The 22541-nt window shown below is 52.4% G+C and carries 16 protein-coding genes and 1 tRNA gene; 11 read left to right on the top strand and 6 right to left on the bottom strand.

Translation table 11 applies throughout. The features are described from left to right. Positions 1-13 precede the first annotated feature (13 nt). From alsS to pstS, 5 genes are all read left to right on the top strand, one after another. Entirely contained in the window at positions 14-1693 is a 1680-nt protein-coding gene (gene alsS, locus DK872_RS11100) for an acetolactate synthase AlsS (RefSeq protein WP_035889633.1), read from the top strand. Between the two features lie 17 nt (positions 1694-1710). After that, positions 1711-2481, top strand: a complete 771-nt coding sequence (locus DK872_RS11105; protein WP_007370168.1) for a (S)-acetoin forming diacetyl reductase — start codon at positions 1711-1713, stop codon at positions 2479-2481. 217 nt (positions 2482-2698) lie between these two features. After that, entirely contained in the window at positions 2699-2866 is a 168-nt protein-coding gene (locus DK872_RS27320; RefSeq protein ID WP_007370169.1) for a hypothetical protein, read from the top strand. Between the two features lie 405 nt (positions 2867-3271). Continuing rightward, the gene (locus DK872_RS11110; protein ID WP_007370171.1) at positions 3272-4825 is read left to right on the top strand and encodes an MFS transporter; all 1554 of its coding nucleotides are present in this window, start codon (positions 3272-3274) and stop codon (positions 4823-4825) included. 423 nt (positions 4826-5248) lie between these two features. Continuing rightward, on the top strand, positions 5249-6286 hold the full coding sequence (gene pstS, locus DK872_RS11115; protein WP_161518359.1) for a phosphate ABC transporter substrate-binding protein PstS: 1038 nt from the start codon (positions 5249-5251) through the stop codon (positions 6284-6286). Between the two features lie 66 nt (positions 6287-6352). Here the strand turns inward: pstS and DK872_RS11120 are convergent, their stop codons facing one another. Next, complete coding sequence (locus DK872_RS11120; protein WP_161518360.1) at positions 6353-8374, bottom strand: carbohydrate-binding protein; 2022 nt, start codon at positions 8372-8374, stop codon at positions 6353-6355. A gap of 654 nt (positions 8375-9028) precedes the next feature. Between DK872_RS11120 and DK872_RS27915 the strand changes: the two genes are divergently transcribed. Continuing rightward, the gene (locus DK872_RS27915; RefSeq protein ID WP_007370175.1) at positions 9029-10615 is read left to right on the top strand and encodes a methyl-accepting chemotaxis protein; all 1587 of its coding nucleotides are present in this window, start codon (positions 9029-9031) and stop codon (positions 10613-10615) included. Positions 10616-11110: 495 nt separating this feature from the next. On the opposite strand, the gene DK872_RS11130 is transcribed toward DK872_RS27915, so the two are convergent. Beyond that, complete coding sequence (locus DK872_RS11130) at positions 11111-11869, bottom strand: SDR family NAD(P)-dependent oxidoreductase (RefSeq protein WP_161518361.1); 759 nt, start codon at positions 11867-11869, stop codon at positions 11111-11113. 101 nt (positions 11870-11970) lie between these two features. Between DK872_RS11130 and DK872_RS11135 the strand changes: the two genes are divergently transcribed. After that, entirely contained in the window at positions 11971-12894 is a 924-nt protein-coding gene (locus DK872_RS11135; protein ID WP_144135342.1) for a LysR family transcriptional regulator, read from the top strand. A gap of 222 nt (positions 12895-13116) precedes the next feature. On the opposite strand, the gene DK872_RS11140 is transcribed toward DK872_RS11135, so the two are convergent. Further along, positions 13117-13192 (bottom strand) — tRNA-Phe (locus DK872_RS11140). Between the two features lie 105 nt (positions 13193-13297). Continuing rightward, positions 13298-14014, bottom strand: a complete 717-nt coding sequence (locus DK872_RS11145) for a DUF554 domain-containing protein (RefSeq protein WP_007370179.1) — start codon at positions 14012-14014, stop codon at positions 13298-13300. A gap of 400 nt (positions 14015-14414) precedes the next feature. Here DK872_RS11145 and DK872_RS11150 point away from each other — a divergent pair, with 400 nt between their 5' ends. Next, complete coding sequence (locus tag DK872_RS11150; RefSeq protein WP_144134032.1) at positions 14415-16550, top strand: ornithine decarboxylase; 2136 nt, start codon at positions 14415-14417, stop codon at positions 16548-16550. Between the two features lie 30 nt (positions 16551-16580). Here DK872_RS11150 and DK872_RS11155 read toward each other — a convergent pair whose 3' ends face one another. Together DK872_RS11155 and DK872_RS11160 are read right to left on the bottom strand one after the other, a co-directional pair. After that, positions 16581-17273, bottom strand: coding sequence for a response regulator (locus DK872_RS11155; RefSeq protein WP_007370181.1), 693 nt, complete (start codon positions 17271-17273; stop codon positions 16581-16583). Then, positions 17263-18900: a sensor histidine kinase gene (locus DK872_RS11160; RefSeq protein WP_007370182.1), complete on the bottom strand. Its 1638-nt coding sequence runs from the start codon at positions 18898-18900 to the stop codon at positions 17263-17265. The genes DK872_RS11155 and DK872_RS11160 overlap by 11 nt, the downstream gene beginning before the upstream one ends. A gap of 335 nt (positions 18901-19235) precedes the next feature. Here DK872_RS11160 and DK872_RS11165 point away from each other — a divergent pair, with 335 nt between their 5' ends. Genes DK872_RS11165 through citC form a run of 3 tightly spaced genes read left to right on the top strand, consistent with a single transcriptional unit; the run spans position 19236 to position 22528 of the window. After that, entirely contained in the window at positions 19236-20600 is a 1365-nt protein-coding gene (locus DK872_RS11165; RefSeq protein WP_035889290.1) for a 2-hydroxycarboxylate transporter family protein, read from the top strand. A 22-nt stretch (positions 20601-20622) separates the two neighbouring features. After that, positions 20623-21492, top strand: coding sequence for a fumarylacetoacetate hydrolase family protein (locus DK872_RS11170; protein ID WP_007370184.1), 870 nt, complete (start codon positions 20623-20625; stop codon positions 21490-21492). A gap of 16 nt (positions 21493-21508) precedes the next feature. After that, entirely contained in the window at positions 21509-22528 is a 1020-nt protein-coding gene (gene citC, locus DK872_RS11175) for a [citrate (pro-3S)-lyase] ligase (RefSeq protein WP_007370185.1), read from the top strand. The last annotated feature ends 13 nt before the right edge of the window (positions 22529-22541 follow it).

Genomic DNA, 22541 nt, shown 5'->3' on the forward strand with positions numbered 1-22541 from the left:
AAAGGAGTGACTAATGAGCAATGAAAACCATACGCAGCAGTGGGCGCATGGCGCCGACATGGTGGTGAAACAACTGGAAGCTCAGGGCGTTAAACAGGTTTTCGGCATTCCAGGCGCGAAAATCGATAAAGTTTTTGACTCCCTTCTGGATTCATCCATCCAAATAATTCCGGTTCGTCACGAAGCCAATGCCGCCTTTATGGCGGGTGCAGTCGGACGTATTACCGGCAAGGCGGGTGTGGCGCTAGTCACCTCCGGGCCCGGCTGCTCCAACCTTATCACCGGCATGGCGACCGCGAACAGCGAAGGCGATCCGGTGGTGGCGCTGGGCGGCGCGGTTAAACGCGCCGACAAAGCCAAACTGGTGCACCAAAGCATGGATACCGTCGCGATGTTTAGCCCGGTAACCAAATACGCCGTGGAAGTCCCTTCTTCTGATGCCATTGCAGAAGTGGTGTCGAATGCGTTTCGCGCCGCAGAGCAGGGGCGCCCGGGCAGCGCTTTTGTCAGCCTTCCGCAGGATATTGCCGATCAACCCGCCAGCGGCGCGATCCTGCCTGCCGGCTCGCCTCCTGCGTTAGGCGCTGCGCCGGATGCGATGATCAACGACGTGGCAAAAATGATCGCCGCGGCGGAAAACCCGGTGTTTCTGCTGGGGCTGATGGCCAGCCGACAGGAGAATATCGAGGCGCTGCATCTGCTGCTGGAAAAAAGCCACATTCCGGTCACCAGTACTTACCAGGCGGCAGGCGCAGTCAACCAGCAACATTTCAGCCGTTTCGCCGGACGCGTTGGCTTATTCAATAACCAGGCCGGGGATCGGCTTCTGCATCTGGCGGATCTGGTTATCTGTATTGGTTACAGCCCGGTGGAATATGAACCTGCGATGTGGAACACCGGCAACGCCAGACTGGTGCATATTGATGTGCTGCCCGCCTATGAAGAGCGCAACTATATTCCGGACGTTGAGCTGATTGGCGACATCGCCAGCACGCTGGACAAACTGGCGGCGAAGATTGAAAAACCGCTGATCCTCACCCCGCGCGCGTCGGAGATTTTGATTGATCGCTGCAACCAGCGCGATTTGCTCAACCGCAAAGGCGCGCAGCTTAACCAGTTTGCCATTCATCCGCTGCGCATTGTGCGGGCGATGCAGGACATCGTGAATAACGACGTGACGCTGACAGTCGATATGGGCAGTTTTCACATCTGGATCGCCCGCTATCTCTATAGCTTCCGCGCTCGCCAGATGATGATTTCTAACGGTCAACAGACGATGGGCGTCTCCCTGCCGTGGGCGATTGGCGCCTGGCTGGTTAACCCCGGGCGCAAAGTGGTGTCGGTTTCCGGCGATGGCGGTTTTCTGCAATCCAGCATGGAGCTGGAAACCGCTGTGCGTCTCGGCGCGAATGTGTTGCACATCATCTGGGTGGATAACGCCTACAACATGGTGGCGATTCAGGAAGAGAAAAAATACCAGCGTCTCTCCGGGGTGAATTTCGGCCCGGTGGATTTTAAAGCCTATGCCGAAGCATTTGGCGCGAAAGGTTTTGCCGTCGGGAGCACGGCGGAACTTGAACCGACACTGCGTGCAGCGATGGACACCGAGGGCCCGGCAGTCGTCGCCATTCCGGTGGATTACAGCGATAACCCACTGTTGATGGGCCAGCTCAACCTTAACCAGATTCTTTGAATAACCAAGGAGAAGTGATGAAAAAAGTCGCATTCGTGACCGGCGCCGGTCAGGGAATTGGTAAAGCCATTGCGCTGCGTCTGGCGAAAGATGGTTTTGCCGTCGCCGTTGCCGACTATAACGCCGCCACCGCCAAAGCCGTGGCCGACGAGATCAACAGCCATCAGGGCAGCGCGATTGCTGTAACAGTAGATGTTTCCGATCGCGAACAGGTTTTTGCCGCGGTGGAAGAGGCCAGAAGCAAGCTAAAAGGCTTTGATGTCATCGTCAATAACGCAGGCGTTGCGCCTTCAACCCCCATTGAATCGATCACCCCGGAAGTGGTGGATAAGGTTTATAACATCAATGTTAAAGGTGTGATTTGGGGGATTCAGGCTGCGGTCAGCGCTTTTAAAGCGGAAAAACACGGTGGCAAAATCATCAATGCCTGCTCGCAGGCGGGGCATGTCGGCAACCCGGAACTGGCGGTTTACAGTTCGAGCAAATTCGCCGTGCGCGGTTTAACCCAGACCGCCGCGCGCGATCTGGCGCCGCTGGGCATTACGGTTAACGGTTACTGTCCGGGGATTGTGAAAACCCCGATGTGGGCCGAAATCGATCGCCAGGTCTCTGATGCCGCGGGCAAACCGCTCGGTTACGGCACCGAACAGTTCGCCAAACGCATCACGCTTGGGCGCTTGTCAGAACCCGAAGATGTGGCAGCTTGCGTCTCATATCTTGCAGGGCCGGATTCAGACTATATGACCGGTCAGTCCCTGCTGATTGATGGCGGTATGGTATTTAACTAATACGTTTGATGGCTCGGACACAGCCTTGCCTCTGCGATCGTGCAGGGGCTTTTTTATATCCCGCAATGAAGGTCATTCTCATCAACAAACACTGTTAGCGACAATGATCTGCTGTGGTATATGCGATTTTCGGCAATCCAGCGCAAAAATTCTCGTTTTGGTTATGGAAGCGTTTGCGCTTAACTGAAAAGGTCAACCTTAGCCGGAGAACTTGCGGATGAAGAAAATATTGCAACAGTGGCTTGAGCGCCTTGCTCCCGTGCTGCCTGTACACGTGGAGGAGGGGGAATATGATTCTGGTCGCCATGTGGCGCTGATGATCCCATTCGGCCTGCTCTACGGCCTTGATTATCATCCTTCTGTATGGATTTACGATGAAAAATGAGCGCTTCCATCTGGTGATGCGCTACAGCTACTGGAATGAACTGTGCGTACCGGATTAGAACCCGCCCTAAAACAGGCGGGTTTTTTATTTTCTTACCCCACCAAAATCCATTTTGAAATTGCGTTTCACCTCTCATTTCCGTCTTTTTAAGGGATTTTTTTCTGCACCCTTCGCCCCCGGTCACAATTCAAACACCTTATCTTGTATGGTAGTAGACACAAAAACCGTAAGGGAGATACCGTGAAAGCCGTGATGTATTTGCCTTAACGCTCCCGGCTTTACGCTGGACATGGTTGAATGAAGATTTGCTTATGGAGTTTTGATGTCCATGAAAAATAAACAACAAACTCATTGGGTTAACGGTTTCCCGCTGGCGGGTAAGCTGCATAAACGCGGAGAGACGCTATGATCCGCAAAAACCGGAAAGTCACTATTCCCGTCAGTATCGGCTACGGCATGACGGATATTATGGGCGGCGGCGCATTTACCGTTATTGGTGCATGGTTACTCTTTTTCTATACCACCTTTGTTGGCCTGTCACCGATTGAAGCGGCTTCGATTGTGGCGATTGCCCGTATTGTTGATGCTATCGTCAGCTTATTTATGGGGCGCTTCACCGACCACTTTTACAAAAACTATTTCGGCAAGAAATTTGGCCGCCGCCGGTTTTTCTTGCTAATCGGCGCACCATTAATGCTGGTTTATATTTTGTTATGGCTCGACGGGATGAATTTTCTCTTTTATCTCGCCGTGTACCTGGCATTTGAAGTGATCGCGGCAATGGTGCTTATTCCCTGGGAAACGCTGCCCTCGGAAATGACCAAAGATTTTAATGAACGCACTAAACTTTCCACCTGTCGTATGTTTCTTTCCGCTGCTGGTACATTCCTCGCCACGTTTATTCCTGGCGTGTTGATTGGCTGGCTGGGGGAGAAAAATGCCGATGCCTATCTGATTAACGGTATCGTTTTTGCCGTGCTGTTTATGCTCTGTGTGTTTATTTCCTGGCGAGTCACCTGGGAACGTGAATTAACGCCGGAAATGCTGACGGAGATGGAAAAAGGCTACCAGCCGACCAGCGCGAGCCAGAAATTGCAGGCGGTTTTCACCCTGTTTAAAGATTACGCTTCAACGCTTAAAGTGCGGGCTTTTCGTAAACATCTGGCTATCTATCTGTTCTCATTCACGGCAAAAGATGTCTATAACACAGTGTTTGTTTTCTTCTGTGTCTACTGCCTGCACGTCTCCTCTTCACTGGCGGGAACCCTGTTGTCGATGAGTATCGTCGGGCTGCCGGTAACGCTGGCGGCGGGTGTGGCGATGATTAAATATGGCCCATCGCGGCTTTATGTTTTCGCCTACAGCGTAATGATCCTGTGTCTGGGCGGTTTCTTCCTGGTGTACCAGTTCCCGACGGAGAACAAGGTGCTATTGCTGGTGATTCTTGCCGGGGTGTATCAGGTTGGCCGCTGTGTGCTGGAGTTCACGCCGTGGAACGTTTTCCCGTTCATTCCGGATATTGACGAAATGATTTCCGGCCAGCGCCGGGAAGGGCTGTTTGCCGCCGTAATGACCTTCTCACGCAAAACCACCGTCGCGATTGCCACCTTTATTGTCGGTCTGTTACTGCAAAGCGGTGGTTTCGTTAAAGGCAGCCAGGTACAGCCGCAGGAAGCGGTGACCACCATTGTGCTGCTGCTGTTTGTCGGCACCGTTGGGTTATTGCTGGTGGCATTGTGGCAGGCGCTGACATTCCATTTGAACAAGCGCACGCACAAGATTTTCGTTGATGAACTCGATCGTCTGAAGGCGAACGGTCTGAAACAGAATGTTGCGCCGCAAGCGCGGGCGGTGGTGGAAGATTTGACCGGTTATACCTATGAAAAACTGTGGTGTAAAGATTCTGCGGGCCAGTCTGAACCGGTCACGCTAAATAACGCGATAGCACTGCGGAAATAACAAGTGTAAGTAAAGACCCGCCCGGAAAATAACAGGATGGAAAGTCTTCCGGGCGGCGATAAATATCGTCAGCGCCGTCAGTCGAGAATTGTAACAATACGGTCATGTGTAGAAAAATACGCTTACACTCTTTTGGGGCTTTTGTCATATAGCTGCGATTTTTTCACTATCTAATAATCCCCGGCTACTGCAACTTCGCCCAATCTGTGATTGCCGGGTTGCACATTTTAACCCTTAGGTTAATTTCATTTTTATTTTGCTTTTCATTCACTCCTCCGGGTAATTGCCCGGAGGTTTTTTTCTGCTGATTGATACCGCTCTATTTTTTGTCATGACACAAAATTGTCATATAAGCGCTCTATCCTTCCCTCCGTTCGCAAAATTATTCAAAAATCTATCAACTTTTTCGTTTTTGGAGGGATTATGGCAACGTTTAATGCATCTGTTCGCCTGATGGCCGCAGCACTTGCGCTTTCTACGACTACCGTTTTCGCAGCAACCAATGTCACTGGCGCAGGCGGCACCTTCCCGGCTCCGGTATACGCAAAGTGGGCCGCTGAATATCAGAAACAAGTGGGTTCTCAGGTCAACTACCAGGGAATTGGTTCGTCTGGTGGTATCAAACAGATCATTGCAAAAACCGTTGATTTTGGCGCATCCGACGCCCCGATGAGCGATGAAGATTTGGCAAAAAATGGCCTGTTCCAGTTTCCGACTGTGATTGGCGGTGTTGTGCTGGCAGTGAACATCCCGGGCGTAAAATCCGGCGAGCTGACTCTGGATGGTAAAACGCTGGGTGATATCTACCTGGGCACCATCAAAAAATGGAACGATCCGGAAATCACTAAGCTGAACCCAAAAGTAAAACTGCCGGACACCAATATCAACGTTGTGCGTCGTGCAGATGGCTCCGGCACGTCATTCGTCTTCACCAGCTACCTGTCTAAAGTGAACGCAGACTGGGCAAGCAAAATTGGTAAAGGTTCAACCGTTAACTGGCCAGTCGGTCTCGGTGGTAAAGGCAACGATGGCGTAGCCGCTTTCGTACAGCGTCTGCCTGGTTCCATTGGTTACGTGGAATACGCCTATGCCAAACAGAACAACCTGACCTGGACCAAACTGTTTGATGCCGACGGGAAAGTGGTTGAACCGTCGCAGCAGAGCTTCAGTAACAGCGCCAAAGGGGCTGACTGGAGCAAATCTTTCGCCCAGGATCTGACCTTCCAGAAAGGCAAAGACGCGTGGCCGATCTCCTCCACGACCTTTATCATGGTCTACAAAAAACAGGATGACGCAGCGAAAGGCGCAGAAGTGCTGAAATTCTTCGACTGGTCTTACAAAAACGGTAACGCGATTGCGAGCAGCCTCGATTATGCGCCGCTGCCGGAGTCTGTAACCAGCCAGGTTCGTGCCGCCTGGAAAGCGAATGTCAAAGACGCTTCGGGTAAAGCGCTGTTCTAATTTTTTATCACCACGGAAAAAGCCCGATACTTGCGTACCGGGCTTTTTTATTGTCAATGCTCGCTATTAACGAGCGCTTTCAAGCTTCCAGAGTGCCGGAACGCTGACCGGATCCCAGCCGACAATAGCGCTATGCGCTTGCAGGCAGGAATAGGTTTTGCCGTTGAACGACACGCGATCGCCGACTTTATATACGGCACCCTCTGCCCATGGCGTAACATCACCCGGCGCTGGCGTTTCTTCCGCATCATCCGCTAGCGTTTTCACATTCAGCGAAGCGCTGAGGTCGGACACTAAACCGTTGCTGAACTCTGCTGCGACCTGGTAAACGTATGCAGTGCCTGGCTTCAGATTGCTGTCGGTAAACGACTCTGACTGCGGGCTTTCGAGCAGCTCGCCATTACGGTATACCTGATAGCGAGCGACATCACCGGCCACTTTTTTCCAGCTTAAGGTCACAGTGGTGGTGGTGATATTGCTGGCCTGAACGTTCTGCGGAATGCCCGGTTTTTCGGACGGGGTTTCATCCCCTTCCTGGCTGATCGAGCACTGGCCATTCTCCTGCTGAATGAAAAGATGCACCGGTGCCGTGCCGTCCAGGCTGCTGAGCTGATCCTGGATCAGCGTTGCACAATCCATACCTGCGCCATTTTCAAATGCGGCCTGCTGCACCTGGCTACCCGGCATCAGCGCGATTTTAGCGTTCGGCTCCAGCCAGTCGTGCGAGACGATCGTACCCACATTATCCGCCACGGAGAGGAACAGACGTTGGTCGTCACTGTTAGTCAGCGTAGAAACCAGCGACTCGTCAATAGGGCTCTTCTCGGCGAACTGGGTGACCGGCAGTTCCACCATCAGCGCTTCCAGAACTTTGGCAAAATCGTGAGACCAGGAAATCTCGCCGTTTTTCGCCAGTTCATCGAAGCGGGCCATCGCGGCAGGCTTGGCTTTCGCCATCTCCGCATTGCTGTAGAAACCATAGCGGGCCAGCAGGTCAAAGTAGTTGCTGACATCAAGGCGCGTCAGTTGCGTTTCATAGCGGGTTTCTTCTTTCAGGCTTGCTTCGTTAAGCATTTGAGTGACATATGGGATCTGGCGAATATAGCGAGTCCCGAAATCATTCAACTGAACGAAACAGGCCGGATCGCTCTCCAGATGGTCTGTCAGAGCCATACAATGCTGGAAACTTTGCTCGCTTTTCAGCAGCAATTCTTTAACGGAATAGGGGCCACGGTTGTACATGTAGCTCATTACCATCGCTAATGTATCTTTATCCTTACTGTCCTGAATAAAGTCCTGAATACGCACTGTCGTATCGGTCTTATTTTTATCCCACGGCAGAGAACCGGTGTTAATCCCAATCACCGAACCGTTATAAAAGCCGCTGGTTACGGCTGAACCAATAATATTGCGTGCCGGGCCGGAGAAGGAGTCGAGGATTTTTTTCGGTTGCATCATACCAAAAATACGCGGGAAACCGCCGCCGCCAGTTCCCTGTAATTCACTCCAGGCGCTGCCCGGATATTCAATTTGTAGGACGCCGTCATCTCCTTCTTCCGATGGAGCAGGAAGATCGCGGCCTAATGAACTTTCCTGAAGCCCTTTAGAGACAAAGTAGTTCGGTCCCATATTACGCGCGAAATAGTTACCAAAGCTCTCGCCCACGCCGAAAGGACGCTGCAAATCAAAGGTACCGTTCTCTTTGTCCAGCCCGAACTGCATCTGGATCATGGTGCTGACATAGGCCTGCGCGAAGGCCATTGCCCACAGTTTGTGTTCAACCATGGTGGCACCGGAGCTATCACCCAGCAGATCCAGTTTCACCACGCCGGAACGATCTTTTTTCCAGTTAAGATCATGATGTTCGCAGTTATCCAGATCAATTTCATAACGGCCTTCACTGTCTTGCTTAATATTGCAGTGATACGGCAGTGATAATTTATCTGCCAGATGTAGATCATAATCAATCTGGCCAGAGGAATCTTTGGGTAATAACTGGCGATACATATCAAGAGAGATATTTTCGGTAGCCAATGCATTATTGGCACTGAATAGCGCCACGGCCAGTGCGATAATTTTAATTTTCATGAATAACCCTTTCCTTGCGTTAAATAATGATGGGAGTTTACTGGCAAGGAAAACGAGAAAGTATGAGTGGAAGGCGCTATGAATATCAGTAATTTCTTCAGAGTGATAAGAAATATAATTATCGACAGGGAACTATTCTTTTGTAGTCAGGTAACGAGCTTAACGATTGTCTGTCTGTCGTGGGAAAGACCGGTTCGCGGCACGGCATGAAAAGTAGCGGCGTACTATGGGGCCAGGAAGTGACCCCGGTGAAAAGTTTAATTCTGTTTTTTCTGCGTTTTGTTGCCTGTAGCTGAATGGCGTCTTTTTTTAACCAAAAAATAAATAATGAACACAATTGCTGCACCGGTAATCATTCCTAACGTATGCATTTTTCCTCCTGATTGATTAATGTTGCTAATGGTCGAAAGCCATCGCGTTTGTAAACACTGCGGAAGTAAACTTGTTATTCCGACATACCACAAGTTCAATTGCAGCCAGTATTAATTTTTAAGCTTTTTCATGCCGCGGCTCAGGGGGTAATAGTCAATAAGAGGAGCGTAATGGCAGACTCGCAAAATTTACAGAAAGAGGTTAAACAATTCAGCGGCCTTGCCGATGATGGTGTTACCGATAACACGAGGGTTTACGGAACACGCAGGTAAGGATGTATTAATGAAAAACATTTCTGTCAGGGTGGCGCTGTCAGGCGCAATATCGATATTTGTATTGATTATTGTGGCTATCTCATCCGTGGGTTTTTTCGCATTTACCCGTTCAACAAACACGACTGAATTTATTCACAATTCTGACAGTCGGGTGATCCTGATTAATGATATCTACAAAGACTCAGCCCGTACGCGTGCTGGTTTTGCGCTGGTCTATGCAAGCTTGTTAAAAGAGGGAAAAACCGAGGCATGGGTATTTAAAAATATTCAGACCACCCACGAAAGGATGCTGGTCAACCTGCGAAGATTTGAAACTCTGCCGGTGATGGATAGCCGGGATGAAGAGATAAAAACCGAGTTGGTTACCTCGGCTGGCGCGCTGAATACACTCCTTGATAAGGCTGAGCAATTACTTAAGGCTGGGGACGTACAAGGTTACTACGATGTTAACGTGCAGCAAATTGATAAAGCTGGCGGGCGTTTCTCAGCCGCACTGGAAAAATATCAAAAAAGCACCAATGAAATTGTTAATAATTTGGTAGATGAGCAACAAAAACAATACCGTCAGTTATTATGGGTTATGTTTGTGGGATTGTTGCTCGCTCTTTTAATTAGTGTTGCTGTTTTGTATGTTCTTCGTAATGTAATATTACGGCCTCTAAATTATGCTATTGAACATCTTGATACTGTCGCCAAAGGCGATTTAACAACAAATATTCAGATGGCCGGTAATAATGAAATCGGCAAACTTCTCAACGCTATTCGCGGTATGCAGGAGAGTCTGCGTAATTTAGTGGCGCAGGTTCGAAACGGGGTGGATGAAATACATGTGGGTTCCCGGGAGATTGCTGCAGGGAATTTAGATCTTTCATCCCGCACGGAAGAACAGGCATCCTCGCTTGAAGAAACGGCGGCATCAATGGAACAGCTTGCCTCCATCGTGAAGCAGAATGCTGACAACGCGTACCAGGCGAATTTGCTGGCCCTTAAGGCGTCAGAAATTGCCGAATCGGGCGGAAAAGCGGTATCGGAAGTGGTTCAGACCATGGACGAAATTGCTACAAGCTCCAGCAAAATCGCTGACATTGTCTCCATGATTGACAGCATCTCTTTCCAGACGAATATTCTGGCGCTCAATGCCGCCGTTGAAGCAGCCAGGGCCGGAGAGCAAGGGAAAGGTTTCGCGGTCGTCGCCAGTGAAGTGCGTACGCTGGCTCAGCGTTCCGCTTCAGCCGCTAAAGAGATCAAAGATTTGATCCAAAACTCAACGGACAGGGTGAATGCGGGAACTGAGCAAGTCGGGCGGGCAGGGGCTGCCATGCTCGAAATTGTGACATCTGTTAAACATGTTACTGATACCGTTGCGGAAATATCCCACGCTTCGCGCGAACAAGCCTCCGGGATAGATCAGGTTAATCTTGCCGTTTCGCAGATGGATGGTGTCACTCAGCAGAACGCCTCGCTGGTTGAACAAGCCGCTGCCGCAGCCAATTCACTGGAGCTGCAAGCCAGCGCGCTGGCGGAGGCGATATCCACTTTTCGTGTCAATCATGATACGACCAGCCGTTCCAGCGGCAGATTAACTGTGGCTTAGACTCCCTCATAACTTTCCCGTTTCTCGGTTATCTGTTCCGGCATGGGTTGTTTGTCATCACCCGTGCCGTAGGAGAATTACCGTCGTGTGGCAAAAAACTTAACGGTAACCGGGATATGTGGTTTGGCGCGACGAAATAAAAAGTTGGTATACCTGAGCACAGTGCCATAGCTGCAGGCCAGGCAGCAGAAAGCAAATCCTGGCGCTGGTACCATCGGGGGCATGGTTTCTGCATCTATGATTTTTTGAGCAATGCCCGCACCACATGGCCTGCGCAAAATACTCGTTTACCTTCCGAAAACGTCATCTGAAGTACAGTATCCGGAATGCCAGAATCACCTGATTCGGATGGTGCAGGATATTTCCCTGACAGAGAATGAGCGGCTGTAGTAGATGACGGGCTGGAAGCCGATGAAGGTCAGGAGAAATCACAGTGATTGCCAGCGACCATGTCATAAAAATGATTTTCATCACATGGTCCTGAACGAAAAGTGGTTACCTCATTCCACCGATAGTGAAACCGCCATCCACCATAATTTCCTGCCCTGTAACATAACTGGCATCATCAGAAAGTAACCATGCCACTGTTCCTGAGATGTCTTCAGGAGCACCATTGCGTTGTAATAATGAACGTGAAGCCAGCGCGTTAACCGTTTCTTCGGGTAGTGCTGATGCTGCCATCGGGGTGAGAATAACTCCGGGGCTGACAGCATTGACTCTTATACCTCGGGGGCCACATTCCACGGCCAGTGTACGCATTATTGCAAGCAATGCTGCTTTCGTTGCTGCATAAATCCCGGCGCCGGGCATCACACTTCCGGTGGTCCAGGAAGCATTGATCAGAATTGCGCCTTTCTTTATCAGGGGCAGACAGTGGCGGATCGTCAGAAATGTTCCATTGAGATTGGTTTCCAGTGGCTCACTGAAGTCCGCGATATCTGCTTCAGCCAGCGGTTTAAAAGCCCCGAGATACCCTGCATTCGCAAACAGGGCATCAACTTGCCCGCAAACAGAAGCAACAGCGGTAAAGGTCTTTTCCACCTGGCTTTGGCTTCTGATATCACAGGGGAAAACATAAGAAAGGCCATCTGCTCGTTTTATTTCATCACGTACTTCTTCGAGCATCCCTGCCTGCCGGCCAAGGAGCATAACCTTTGCGCCTTCTGATGCCAGCCTTATTGCTGCTGTCCGTCCCATCCCACTACCGGCACCGGTAACCACAACGGTTTTGTCCACGAAACGCAATCTGTTCATAAATTCTCCGGGTGTCATTAAGTTCAACCGGGATAGTAATAAAATAGTTTTTTAAGGATAATTGGCCTATAAATTTAATGACTTTAAAGTAAAGGTATCGAATGGATCTTTTCCGGGCGATGACGGTTTTTGCTGAAGTGGCCAGATCCGGATCGATGAGTGCTGCCTCAAGAAAGCTGCTCATTACCCCGGCGATGGTGGGTCAATATATAGCGGCACTGGAGGATCGGCTGGGAATGCGATTGCTGAACCGGACAACGCGGAAGCAAAAGCTGACCGATTTTGGCCTCAGTTATCTGGAGCAGTGCCATGACATTCTGGAAAGGGTGGTGGCCTCCGAAACGCAGGCTGAAGGATTGCAGCACTCCTTTGGCGGGAAACTGAGGCTAACCGCTCCCATATCTTTTGGTACCGAATGTCTCATACCCGCGCTGCAGCGTTACAGGAAAATGGCACCGGATGTTGAGATTGACATTACTCTGACCGATCGGGTTATCGATTTGGTTGATGAAGGGATCGACATTGCTTTCAGAATTGGGGAGCTGAATGACAGCAGTATGATTGGCAGACCATTGATGCCATACCGGATGGCAGTCTGTGCATCACCGGAATATCTGCAAGCATATGGCACACCGGCACATCCTTCTGAGCTTTTCGAGCATCAGTTGCTTTCTCTCTCGACGTCGTCCCGTTCGCCATGGAGGCTGAGCAGAGGTGAGGAAAAAATTGAAATCCCGGTACACAGTAAACTGACGATTAACAATGGACAGGCGCTGAGGGTAGCGGCCCGGTCAGGTCTTGGGATTGTTATGCAGCCAGAAATACTTCTGTCGGAGGACATGATTTCAGGGAGACTGGTACGCCTGTTTCAGGAATGGCATATAAGAGAAAGACAGGTATGGCTGTTATATCTCAGGGATAAAAGAATGACACCCAAGATTCGCGCCTTTATTAATTTCTCACTTGAGGCGTTTTCTGCCGGTAAAGTTGAGGCAAATCCACATAATCAGCCCCTGACGCCATAAGCAGTCTGACCGTAGCCAGAAAAGCAAAAACCGCCTTTTGAGCGGGTTCTTTGAAGAAGTGGTGCCCGGACCCGGACTAACGCCGTCAGGCGTTGAACAGCGCGCTTGTCGCGCTGGCCCCGAAGGGGTGAGCCGCTTGCGGCGAATAATCGAACGGAGTTCGATGGAGAGTCCGGAAGCAGAAAAGCAAAAACCCAGCCATAGGCTGGGTTCTTTAAATAGTGGTGCCCGGACTCGGAATCGAACCAAGGACACGGGGATTTTCAATCCCCTGCTCTACCGACTGAGCTATCCGGGCAACGGGGCGCATTAAACCTGATTCCCCACGCTCCGTCAACGAAATTTCTTTAATTCGTAGCGGACTGCACAATCTATCACCACTTTGTTGATACTACACGCTAACTCAGGCAAAAAATGCCGTCCACAGCGCGGATACGGGCATCGCAATCACCAGCGCAGGCAGCATATTCGCCACCGCAAACATCTTGATGCCGCAAATACGTAACCCGGTCGCCAGCAGTAAAACACCGCCCACGGCGGTGAAATCGCCCATCATCGCAGGTGTGGTCAGCGGCAGGATCAGCGTTGCGCAGGTGGCGAGCGTCAGTTGAATAATCAGCATCGGCACGGAAATCACCGCGACGGCAAAACCCAGTGAAGTGGCGAAGATCACCGCCGTAAAGAAGTCGAGAAACGCTTTGGCGATCAAAATGCTCGGATCGCCGGTCATCCCTTCACGCATGGCGCCAAAAATCCCGGTGCCGCTGGCGCAGAACAGAATGATGATCGCCACCAGGCTCTGAATAAAAGATTCATGCGCGCTGTTGGCTTCACCGTCTTTGCGTTTTTGCACCAGATTGCGCAGCGCGTTGACACCGCCGCTGATCCCGCGTTCCACGTAGCAAAGCTCGCCAATAAGCGTACCCACCAGCGTCGCCAGCACCATCACCGGCAGGTTCACGCACTTGATGACCAGCAGGATGCCGATACCTAACGAGGCGAGTCCAAAAATCGACGGCATTGAATTACGCACCCGCTCCGGCAGCCGGTGGCTGAGCAAGGCGCCAATTGTTCCACCGATCAATACGGCGGCGGCATTGATAAAAGGACCTGTTAACACGCCATCACTCCTGTGTTTCATATAACTGAATAATATGCCGCGCAGAATAGCATTTTTATGCGCGGTTGAGGCTGCGTTGGTTGCGCCAGTGGGGGAAAGGTGCCATGATTGCGCGAATTTTCTTCTACCTCAACGGGGCCGCCTGATGACGCACCATTCAGCCGTTAGCCAGAGAGATTGCGCGCCTGCGCAAACGGGCGCCCGTCTCATTTTATCGCCTACTTCACTCACCATGCGGTGAGGGTAACGCACGCTCACTGTAGGACAACAGTAAGATCAGAGACGTTCTGCTTTTACTGATGTCTGGCGGTTGGAGCTGGTTCCAGTCAGACACGTTCGTTGGGCGAAGCTGCAGCTTCGTCCGGGGTCTTTTACTCCCCTGAAACGGGTATTCGTGCTTATGAAATCGATGAAAATTGCCGTCAGCTGCGAGCTGGTATCCCTGCTTTCCACCCACCGAGAAGTGGTGACGCTGGAGAGTACCGACTTTACGGATGTGGCGGCAGTCGTCATAACAGTTGCGGAGAGTCGTAGCGGCATTCTGGCGCTGCTCAAACGGACAGGCTTTAACGTGCCGGTATTCTTGTTCTCCGGTGAGCCGGTCGATATGCCGGAAGGCATTACGGCGGTTATCTCTGGTAAAGATCAGGAGTGGCTGGAGCTGGAAGCAGCCGCCGTCGATTATGAAGACAATTTACTGCCGCCGTTTTTCGATACGCTGCGCCAGTATGTCGAGATGGACAACAGCACCTTTGCCTGTCCGGGTCATCAGCACGGTGAATTTTTCAAAAAGCATCCGGCAGGACGCCAGTTCTATGAATTCTTCGGCGAGAACGTCTTTCGCGCCGACATGTGTAACGCCGACGTCAAACTGGGCGATCTGTTGATCCATGAAGGATCGGCGAAGCATGCGCAGAAATTCGCGGCGAAAGTGTTTAACGCTGACAAAACCTATTTCGTCCTCAACGGTACATCCGCCGCTAATAAGGTGGTGACCAACGCGCTGCTGACTCGCGGCGATCTGGTGCTGTTCGATCGCAATAACCATAAATCCAATCACCACGGCGCGCTGATCCAGGCCGGAGCAACGCCGGTTTACCTGGAAGCGGCACGTAACCCGTTTGGTTTTATCGGCGGCATCGACGAGCACTGTTTCGATGAGAAATACCTGCGCGATCTGATCCGCGATGTCGCACCGCATAAGGCTGATCATCCACGCCCGTTTCGCCTGGCAGTGATCCAGCTTGGGACTTACGATGGCACTATCTACAACGCCCGTCAGGTGATCGACAAGATTGGCAGCCTGTGTGATTACATTCTGTTTGACTCGGCGTGGGTTGGTTACGAGCAGTTTATCCCGATGATGGCGGACTGCTCGCCGCTGCTGCTGGATCTGAACGAAAACGATCCGGGTATTTTTGTCACTCAGTCGGTGCACAAACAGCAGGCCGGTTTCTCGCAAACCTCGCAGATCCACAAGAAGGATAACCATCTGCGCGGTCAGGCGCGATTCTGCCCGCATAAGCGGCTGAATAACGCCTTTATGTTGCATGCCTCGACCAGCCCGTTCTATCCGCTGTTCGCCGCGCTGGATGTGAACGCCAAAATCCATCAGGGCGAGAGCGGGCGCCGCCTGTGGGCCGAGTGTGTGGCGCTGGGGATCGAAGCGCGCAAGGCGATCATTGCCAACTGCAAAATGATCAAACCTTTCGTGCCGCCAGAGATCGCTGGCCGCCCGTGGCAGGATCATCCCACCGAGGTGATTGCCCGCGAACGCCGCTTCTTCAGCTTTGAGCCGGGTGACAAATGGCACGGCTTTGAGGGCTATGCGCGCGAACAGTACTTTGTCGATCCCTGCAAGCTGCTGCTGACCACGCCCGGTATCGATGCGGAAACCGGGGAATACGCCGATTTTGGGATCCCGGCGACCATTCTGGCGCACTTCCTGCGCGAGAACGGCATTGTACCGGAGAAGTGCGATCTCAACTCGATCCTGTTCCTGCTGACGCCAGCCGAGAGCGCAGAGAAGATGGCGCAGTTGGTGGCGATGCTCGGTCAGTTTGAACAGCATATTGAGGATGACACGCCGCTCGCCGATGTGTTGCCGACTATATTTAACAAATACCCGGTGCGCTACCGCGATTACACCCTGCGTGAGCTGTGCCAGGAGATGCACGATCTGTATGTCAGCTTTGATGTGAAGGATCTGCAAAAAGCGATGTTCCGCAAAGAGAGCCTGCCAGCGGTGGTGATGAATCCTCAGGACGCCAACAGCGAGTTTATTCGCGGTAACGTTGAACTGGTGCGTATCAGTGAGGCAGAAGGGCGCATCGCCGCTGAAGGCGCGCTGCCTTACCCGCCGGGCGTGCTGTGCGTGGTGCCGGGTGAAGTGTGGGGCGGGGCCGTCCAGCGCTACTTCCTAGCGCTGGAAGAAGGCGTCAATCTGCTACCGGGCTTTTCTCCGGAGTTGCAGGGCGTCTATTCCGAAACCGATGCCGACGGGATCAAACGCCTGTACGGCTATGTGCTGAAGTAACCTCGCTCCTTTGTCCGATAAGGGACAGCATTACGCGGCCACCCGGCGATACATACGGCGCGGGTGGCCGATTTTTCCGTACTGCATCTCGACCACCAGAAAACCAGCCTCCACGCAGTGTTCGAGGTAGCGACGGGTAGTGGTTTTACTTAATCCTGTCTCACTGACCACCTCATCAACGGAAAAACAGCGTTCGGCATCGTCGGCAAACAGCTTTTGTACCAGCGCCAGCGTGTTCTCCTCAATGCCCTTACTGCCATTGTCCTGGCGGTAGTTTTTGGCCTGCAATTGATAGAGTGAATCGACGTTTTGCTGATCGACGATTTTCCACACCCGTTGCTGGTCGGCAAACTGTACAAAGCGCTCCAGCGACTGGCTCAACCGCTTCCACGACACCGGTTTGAGGATATAGTCGAACGCGCCATTGCGGATCGCCTGGCTACAGGTATCCATGTCGCTGGCGGCGGTAATAAAAATCACTGAGCAGTTGGCGCGGATAATTTGCGTATCGCTAATCAGCGTAATGCCTTTGCCATCCGGCAGATAGTTATCCAGCAGAACCAGCTGCGGTTGCATGCTGTCCAGCATGACTTTTGCTTCTGCCAGCGACGAGGCGATTCCCACCAGCCGCAAGCGCGGATGTTTGCCGATAAGCTCCGCATGAAGCTGCGCAAGGGCGTGTTCATCTTCCACTATCAGCACGTCTATCAGTTCATGTTGCATAATTCTGATCTTCCAGGGTCGGTACGGGACGCAGTACGTTGCCCGTTTCAGGAATAAACAAAGAGAAAATGGTACCGCGCGGTTCGTTGGCCGAGACCTCAATCGACCCGCCGACATGCGCGACATAGTTGGCGATCAGGTACAGCCCGATACCATGATCGCCACGGCGTTTGGTGGTTATCCCGCGCTCAAAAATGTGCTCGCGGATTTCTGGCGCGATCCCCACGCCGCGATCCGCCACCTCAATAATCAACTCGTGTTCATGCTGCAGGATCAGCACCTCGACCGGCTCGTGCGGCAACTCTGCGCGCTGTGTCGCTTCAATGGCGTTATCCAGCAGATTGCCAATGATCGAAATCAGCTCTGCCTCGCCCAGCGTGCGGCAGGGGCGATCCATCCGGCACGACGGATCAAACGCCAGTTCGACACCTTTTTCGCGGGCGCGTGCCGCTTTACCCAACAACAGGCCGCACAATGTCGGCGAACTAAAGTGCGATGAGATAAAGTCCAGCAGTTCCTGCGCATGCTCTGACTGCGCCTGAATATAGCGAATGGCGTCGTCGTAACGCTCCATGTGCAGCAACCCCGACAGCGTGGCCATGCGATTGAGTTGCTCATGGCGCATAATGCGCAGGTTATCGACATAGCGTTTTACCTGGCTTAGTTGCGCGCTGAGGCTGTCGATCTCATTGCGGTCGCGGAAGGTGATCACCCAGCCCTGTAACTTATTCTCCAGCATAATGCGCACCCGGCTGGCAATGACCGTCAGCTGGTTGAACCTGCAAATCTCATCGTGCGTGTCATTCTCCAGCATCACCTCGCGGGCGAAAAAGGGCACTGGTGCAATGACTTCGGCGATGGTTTGTCCGCGTAGCGCGCGCGTCGGCTGGCTTAAACCCAACAGTTTACGCGCCGCCTGGTTAATCACCTCAATACGCAGTTCGCTATCAATGGCGATTACCCCTTCGTAGATCGACTCCATCATCGCTTTCTGCTGGCGCACCAGCAGGCCAATTTCGCGCGGCTCCAGTGAGAAGATCTGCTTTTTGATACTGCGGGTAAAAAACCAGGAAAAAACAAACAGTGCGACCAGTAACAGCACTGCGGCGATAAAAATGTTGATCACTTTACCCAGAGTGATCGTGTCGAGATAGCTGGTCAGGTAGCCGACGGAAACAATCCCCACCACATGCCCGGTATCATCAAATATTGGCGCTTTGCTGCGTAGTGAAATCCCCAGCCCTCCTTTGCGAATGGTCGTTGTACTTTTTCCCTGTAGTACCTCGGCATTGTCACCGCCAATCAACGTTTTTCCGACGACATCAGAATGCACTGAGTGAAATAGATGCAGCCCTTTGTCATCGCCGATAACAATAAAGCTTGCATCGCTGTGCGCTACTACTTTATGCATAAATTGCGCGATGGCTCGAATATCTTTATCAGCAACCGACCGGCGTAAATTCGGAATGATCGCTATTTCTTCCGCCTGTATTTTGGCTCTTGCGCTCATCTCCTGGTATAGCTGGCGACCAACATCCTTGTAATAATAAACGCCTAATAAAACGAAGAGGCCGGAGAAGAAAAGCACCAGTGAAATAAAAAGTTTGATTTGGAAAGAGACTTTCATGACATCACGCACGGCAGCCAACAATGCGCCAATGTAGCATCTTTTCTAACATGCGTGCGGAGTTTACTGGAAACTTGTGATCCCTTGCACAGCGTGGTCTGGTGCTTAAAAACGGCCTGTTAAATATTCTTTTTTGGAAATGTTATTAAGTTGTATTTCTATATAAAAAAACCATAAAAACCACAGCAATAAATAAGCGATGAATCACACAAAATAAAAGAAACCATAAAAACCATAGGTGCCATTAAAACAACGATTTTATTATGCATTCCCTCACATAAAGTGCGTTTTTAGCCCTTTACTCTGTACGCACAAAATAACCAAGGGGCTTAATTATGAGCACAACTGACGATTCATTCTCTGTTACCTCTGAATCGCTTGAGATTCAAAAGAAACCACTGAAAGAGAAATGGTGGCACATTATGGATACCTGGAAAATTGGGATTATTCCGCTGCCATTATTCCTGTTAGCCGGAGCATTAATTGCCGTCGACTGCCTGGGCGGTAAGTTACCGAGCGATATCGTGGTGATGGTGGCCACGCTGGCATTCTTCGGTTTTGCCTGCGGTGAGTTCGGCAAACGTCTGCCGATCGTCGGCAAACTGGGCGCGGCGGCCATTTGCGCAACCTTTATTCCGTCGGCGATGGTTTACTACGGCTTGCTGCCGGATGTGGTCGTGGAATCCACCACCAAGTTCTACAAATCCACCAACATTCTTTATCTCTATATCTGCTGCATCATTGTCGGCAGCATCATGAGCATGAACCGCACCACGTTGATCCAGGGCTTTCTGCGTATTTTCTTCCCGATGCTGTGCGGCGAAATCGTCGGCATGCTGGTGGGGATGGGTGTGGGCCTGGCGCTCGGTATGGAGCCGTTCCAGATCTTCTTCTTTATCATTCTGCCGATTATGGCGGGTGGTGTCGGTGAAGGGGCGATCCCGCTCTCCATCGGTTACGCGACGCTGCTGCATATGGATCAGGGCGTTGCGCTCGGTCGCGTATTGCCGATGGTTATGCTCGGCGGCCTGACTGCCATCATCATCTCTGGCTGTCTGAATCAATTGGGGAAACGCTTCCCGCACCTGACCGGCGAAGGGCAGTTAATGCCGAATCGCAGCAACGGTGATGAACAGGCTCCGGCTGCACCGGCTTTCTCTGGTAAAACCGATGTCACCACTATCGCGGCTGGCGCGCTGCTGGCTGTGCTGCTGTACATGATCGGCATGCTCGGCCACAAGTTGATTGGCCTGCCTGCGCCGGTCGGTATGTTGTTTGTTGCCGTTCTGATCAAGCTGGCGCACGGTGTTTCTCCGCGTCTGCTGGAAGGCTCTCAGGTGGTATACAAATTCTTCCAGACCTCCGTTACCTATCCCATCCTCTTCGCCGTCGGTGTAGCTATCACGCCATGGGAAGAGCTGGTTCACGCGTTCACCATCGACAACCTGCTGGTGATCGTGAGTACCGTTTCCGCACTGGTTGCCACCGGCTTTTTCGTGGGCAAAAAGATCGGCATGCATCCGATTGATGTGGCCATCGTTTCCTGCTGCCAGAGCGGCCAGGGCGGTACAGGGGATGTTGCCATCCTGACGGCGGGTAACCGCATGAGCCTGATGCCGTTCGCGCAGATCGCTACCCGTATCGGCGGCGCGATCAACGTCTCGGTATCGCTGTTGGTGCTCGGCAATTTCCTCGTTTGATTCAAGTGTTACAGGAACTGATATGAAACTCGCAAGCTTTGTCCATCAGGGGGTCCGGAGTTACGGCATCGTCAAGGCTGATGGCGTGATCAATCTGGGGCAGCGTCTGGGCGACCGTTACGGTGATTTGAAATCACTGCTCGCTGCCAACGCGCTGAATGAAGCGCAACAACTGAACGGTGAAACGCCGGATATCCGCTTCGACGACCTGCAATTTCTGCCGGTCATCGATAACCCGGCCAAAATTCTCTGCGTTGGCATGAACTACGCCGAAAAGCGCAAAGAGTTTGATCAGCACAACCCGGCGCCGACGCTGTTTGTTCGCTTTGCGGATTCGCAAACCGGCCATAACGCGCCGGTACTGAAGCCGCGCCACTCCAGTGAATTCGACTACGAAGGCGAGCTGGCCGTGATCATCGGCAAAGGTGGGGAGGATATCTCCCGTGAGGCGGCGTTAAGCCACGTTGCCGGTTACAGCTGCTACATGGATGGTTCGGCGCGCGACTGGCAGCACACCTGGTTTACCGCCGGGAAAAACTGGCGGCAGACCGGCGCGTTTGGCCCGTGGATGACGACGGCGGATGAGATCCCTGATCCGCATCAGTTAGCGATCCGTACCTGGCTGAATGGCCGCATGGTGCAGGACGATAACACCGCCAGCATGATCCATAAGGTTGCCGAGCTTATCGAGTACATCAGTACCTTCACCAGCCTGACGCCGGGCGATGTCATCATCACCGGCTCGCCGGGTGGCGTCGGCAAAAAACGCAACCCGCCGCTGTTTATGAAAGCGGGCGATCGCATCGAAGTGGAGATCGAGAATATCGGTCACCTCAGTAATGTGATTATTGATGCGCCAGCGCCAGCCCATTCGCTGACGGCGGCACACTAAGGACGAAGGCAACACCATGCAGGCACGACCCTCCATCGACTTCCGCGTGGCGGAAGTCAACGGCAATACTCAACGGCTGGCCTCAGTCCGCACGTTGCTCGCAGACAGCGGATTAGGCATGGACAGTGACATCACCACCTTCGTTGAAGCCTGGTCGGGAAACCGGCTGGTGGGTTGTGCGGGCCTGGCCGCCAACGTCATCAAGTGTGTTGCAGTGGATGAACAGCTACGCGGCGAGAATCTCAGTGCGCACCTGCTGGCGGAGGTATCCCATCTGGCGCTGGCGCGGGGACATTTTCATCTGTTCCTCTGCACGCGCCCCTGCAACCTGGAACGTTTTCGCCACAGCGGCTTCTGGCCGGTGGCGCAAAGCGGCAACAACGCGGTGCTGATGGAGAATACCCCGTCGGGGATTCAGCGTTACTGCCGCACGTTGCAGGTCGATCGCATGCCGGGCAAACGCACCGGCGCGATTGTGATGAATGCCAATCCCTTTACGCTGGGGCACCGCCACCTGGTGGAGCAGGCCGCACAGGCCTGCGACTGGCTGCACCTGTTCGTGGTACGCGAAGACGCCTCGTTCTTCCCCTTTGCCGCGCGGCTGAAGATGGTGAAAGCGGGCGTGGCGCATCTGCCGAACGTCATCGTTCACGAAGGCTCCCAGTACATTATTTCCCGCGCCACTTTCCCGGCTTATTTCCTGAAAGAGTCCGGCAAAGTGCAGCAGGCGTGGAGCGAAATAGACCTGTTGATTTTCCGTAACCACATCGCGCCGGCGCTGGGCATCACTCACCGCTTTATCGGCAGCGAACCTTTTTGCGACATCACCCGCCAGTACAACCAGACCATGCATCAGCTGCTGGCCGGGGCGGTGGAGGTGGTGGAGATCCCGCGCATTAAAGCGACCGGTAATGCCATCTCCGCGTCTGAAGTGCGCCGTTTACTGCAAACACACCAGTTTTCCCGTATTCGGGAAATTGTACCGGATACCACTTTCGCGCATCTCGAATCCCACTACAGCGCGGAAGCCGTTTAAAAATCAGGAATCA

This window comes from Kosakonia sp. MH5 (assembly GCF_009935945.1).
GTDB classification, from domain to species: domain Bacteria; phylum Pseudomonadota; class Gammaproteobacteria; order Enterobacterales; family Enterobacteriaceae; genus Kosakonia; species Kosakonia radicincitans.

Coding starts and splice junctions, on each gene's coding strand:
- DK872_RS11170 (WP_007370184.1), top strand. CDS start 20,623: ATGAAACTCGCAAGCTTTGTCCATCAGGGGGTCCGGAGTTACGGCATC.
- DK872_RS11150 (WP_144134032.1), top strand. CDS start 14,415: ATGAAATCGATGAAAATTGCCGTCAGCTGCGAGCTGGTATCCCTGCTT.
- DK872_RS11160 (WP_007370182.1), bottom strand. CDS start 18,900: ATGAAAGTCTCTTTCCAAATCAAACTTTTTATTTCACTGGTGCTTTTC.
- pstS (WP_161518359.1), top strand. CDS start 5,249: ATGGCAACGTTTAATGCATCTGTTCGCCTGATGGCCGCAGCACTTGCG.
- DK872_RS11165 (WP_035889290.1), top strand. CDS start 19,236: ATGAGCACAACTGACGATTCATTCTCTGTTACCTCTGAATCGCTTGAG.
- DK872_RS11110 (WP_007370171.1), top strand. CDS start 3,272: ATGATCCGCAAAAACCGGAAAGTCACTATTCCCGTCAGTATCGGCTAC.
- DK872_RS11130 (WP_161518361.1), bottom strand. CDS start 11,869: ATGAACAGATTGCGTTTCGTGGACAAAACCGTTGTGGTTACCGGTGCC.
- DK872_RS11155 (WP_007370181.1), bottom strand. CDS start 17,273: ATGCAACATGAACTGATAGACGTGCTGATAGTGGAAGATGAACACGCC.
- citC (WP_007370185.1), top strand. CDS start 21,509: ATGCAGGCACGACCCTCCATCGACTTCCGCGTGGCGGAAGTCAACGGC.
- DK872_RS11120 (WP_161518360.1), bottom strand. CDS start 8,374: ATGAAAATTAAAATTATCGCACTGGCCGTGGCGCTATTCAGTGCCAAT.
- DK872_RS11105 (WP_007370168.1), top strand. CDS start 1,711: ATGAAAAAAGTCGCATTCGTGACCGGCGCCGGTCAGGGAATTGGTAAA.
- DK872_RS27320 (WP_007370169.1), top strand. CDS start 2,699: ATGAAGAAAATATTGCAACAGTGGCTTGAGCGCCTTGCTCCCGTGCTG.
- DK872_RS27915 (WP_007370175.1), top strand. CDS start 9,029: ATGAAAAACATTTCTGTCAGGGTGGCGCTGTCAGGCGCAATATCGATA.
- alsS (WP_035889633.1), top strand. CDS start 14: ATGAGCAATGAAAACCATACGCAGCAGTGGGCGCATGGCGCCGACATG.
- DK872_RS11135 (WP_144135342.1), top strand. CDS start 11,971: ATGGATCTTTTCCGGGCGATGACGGTTTTTGCTGAAGTGGCCAGATCC.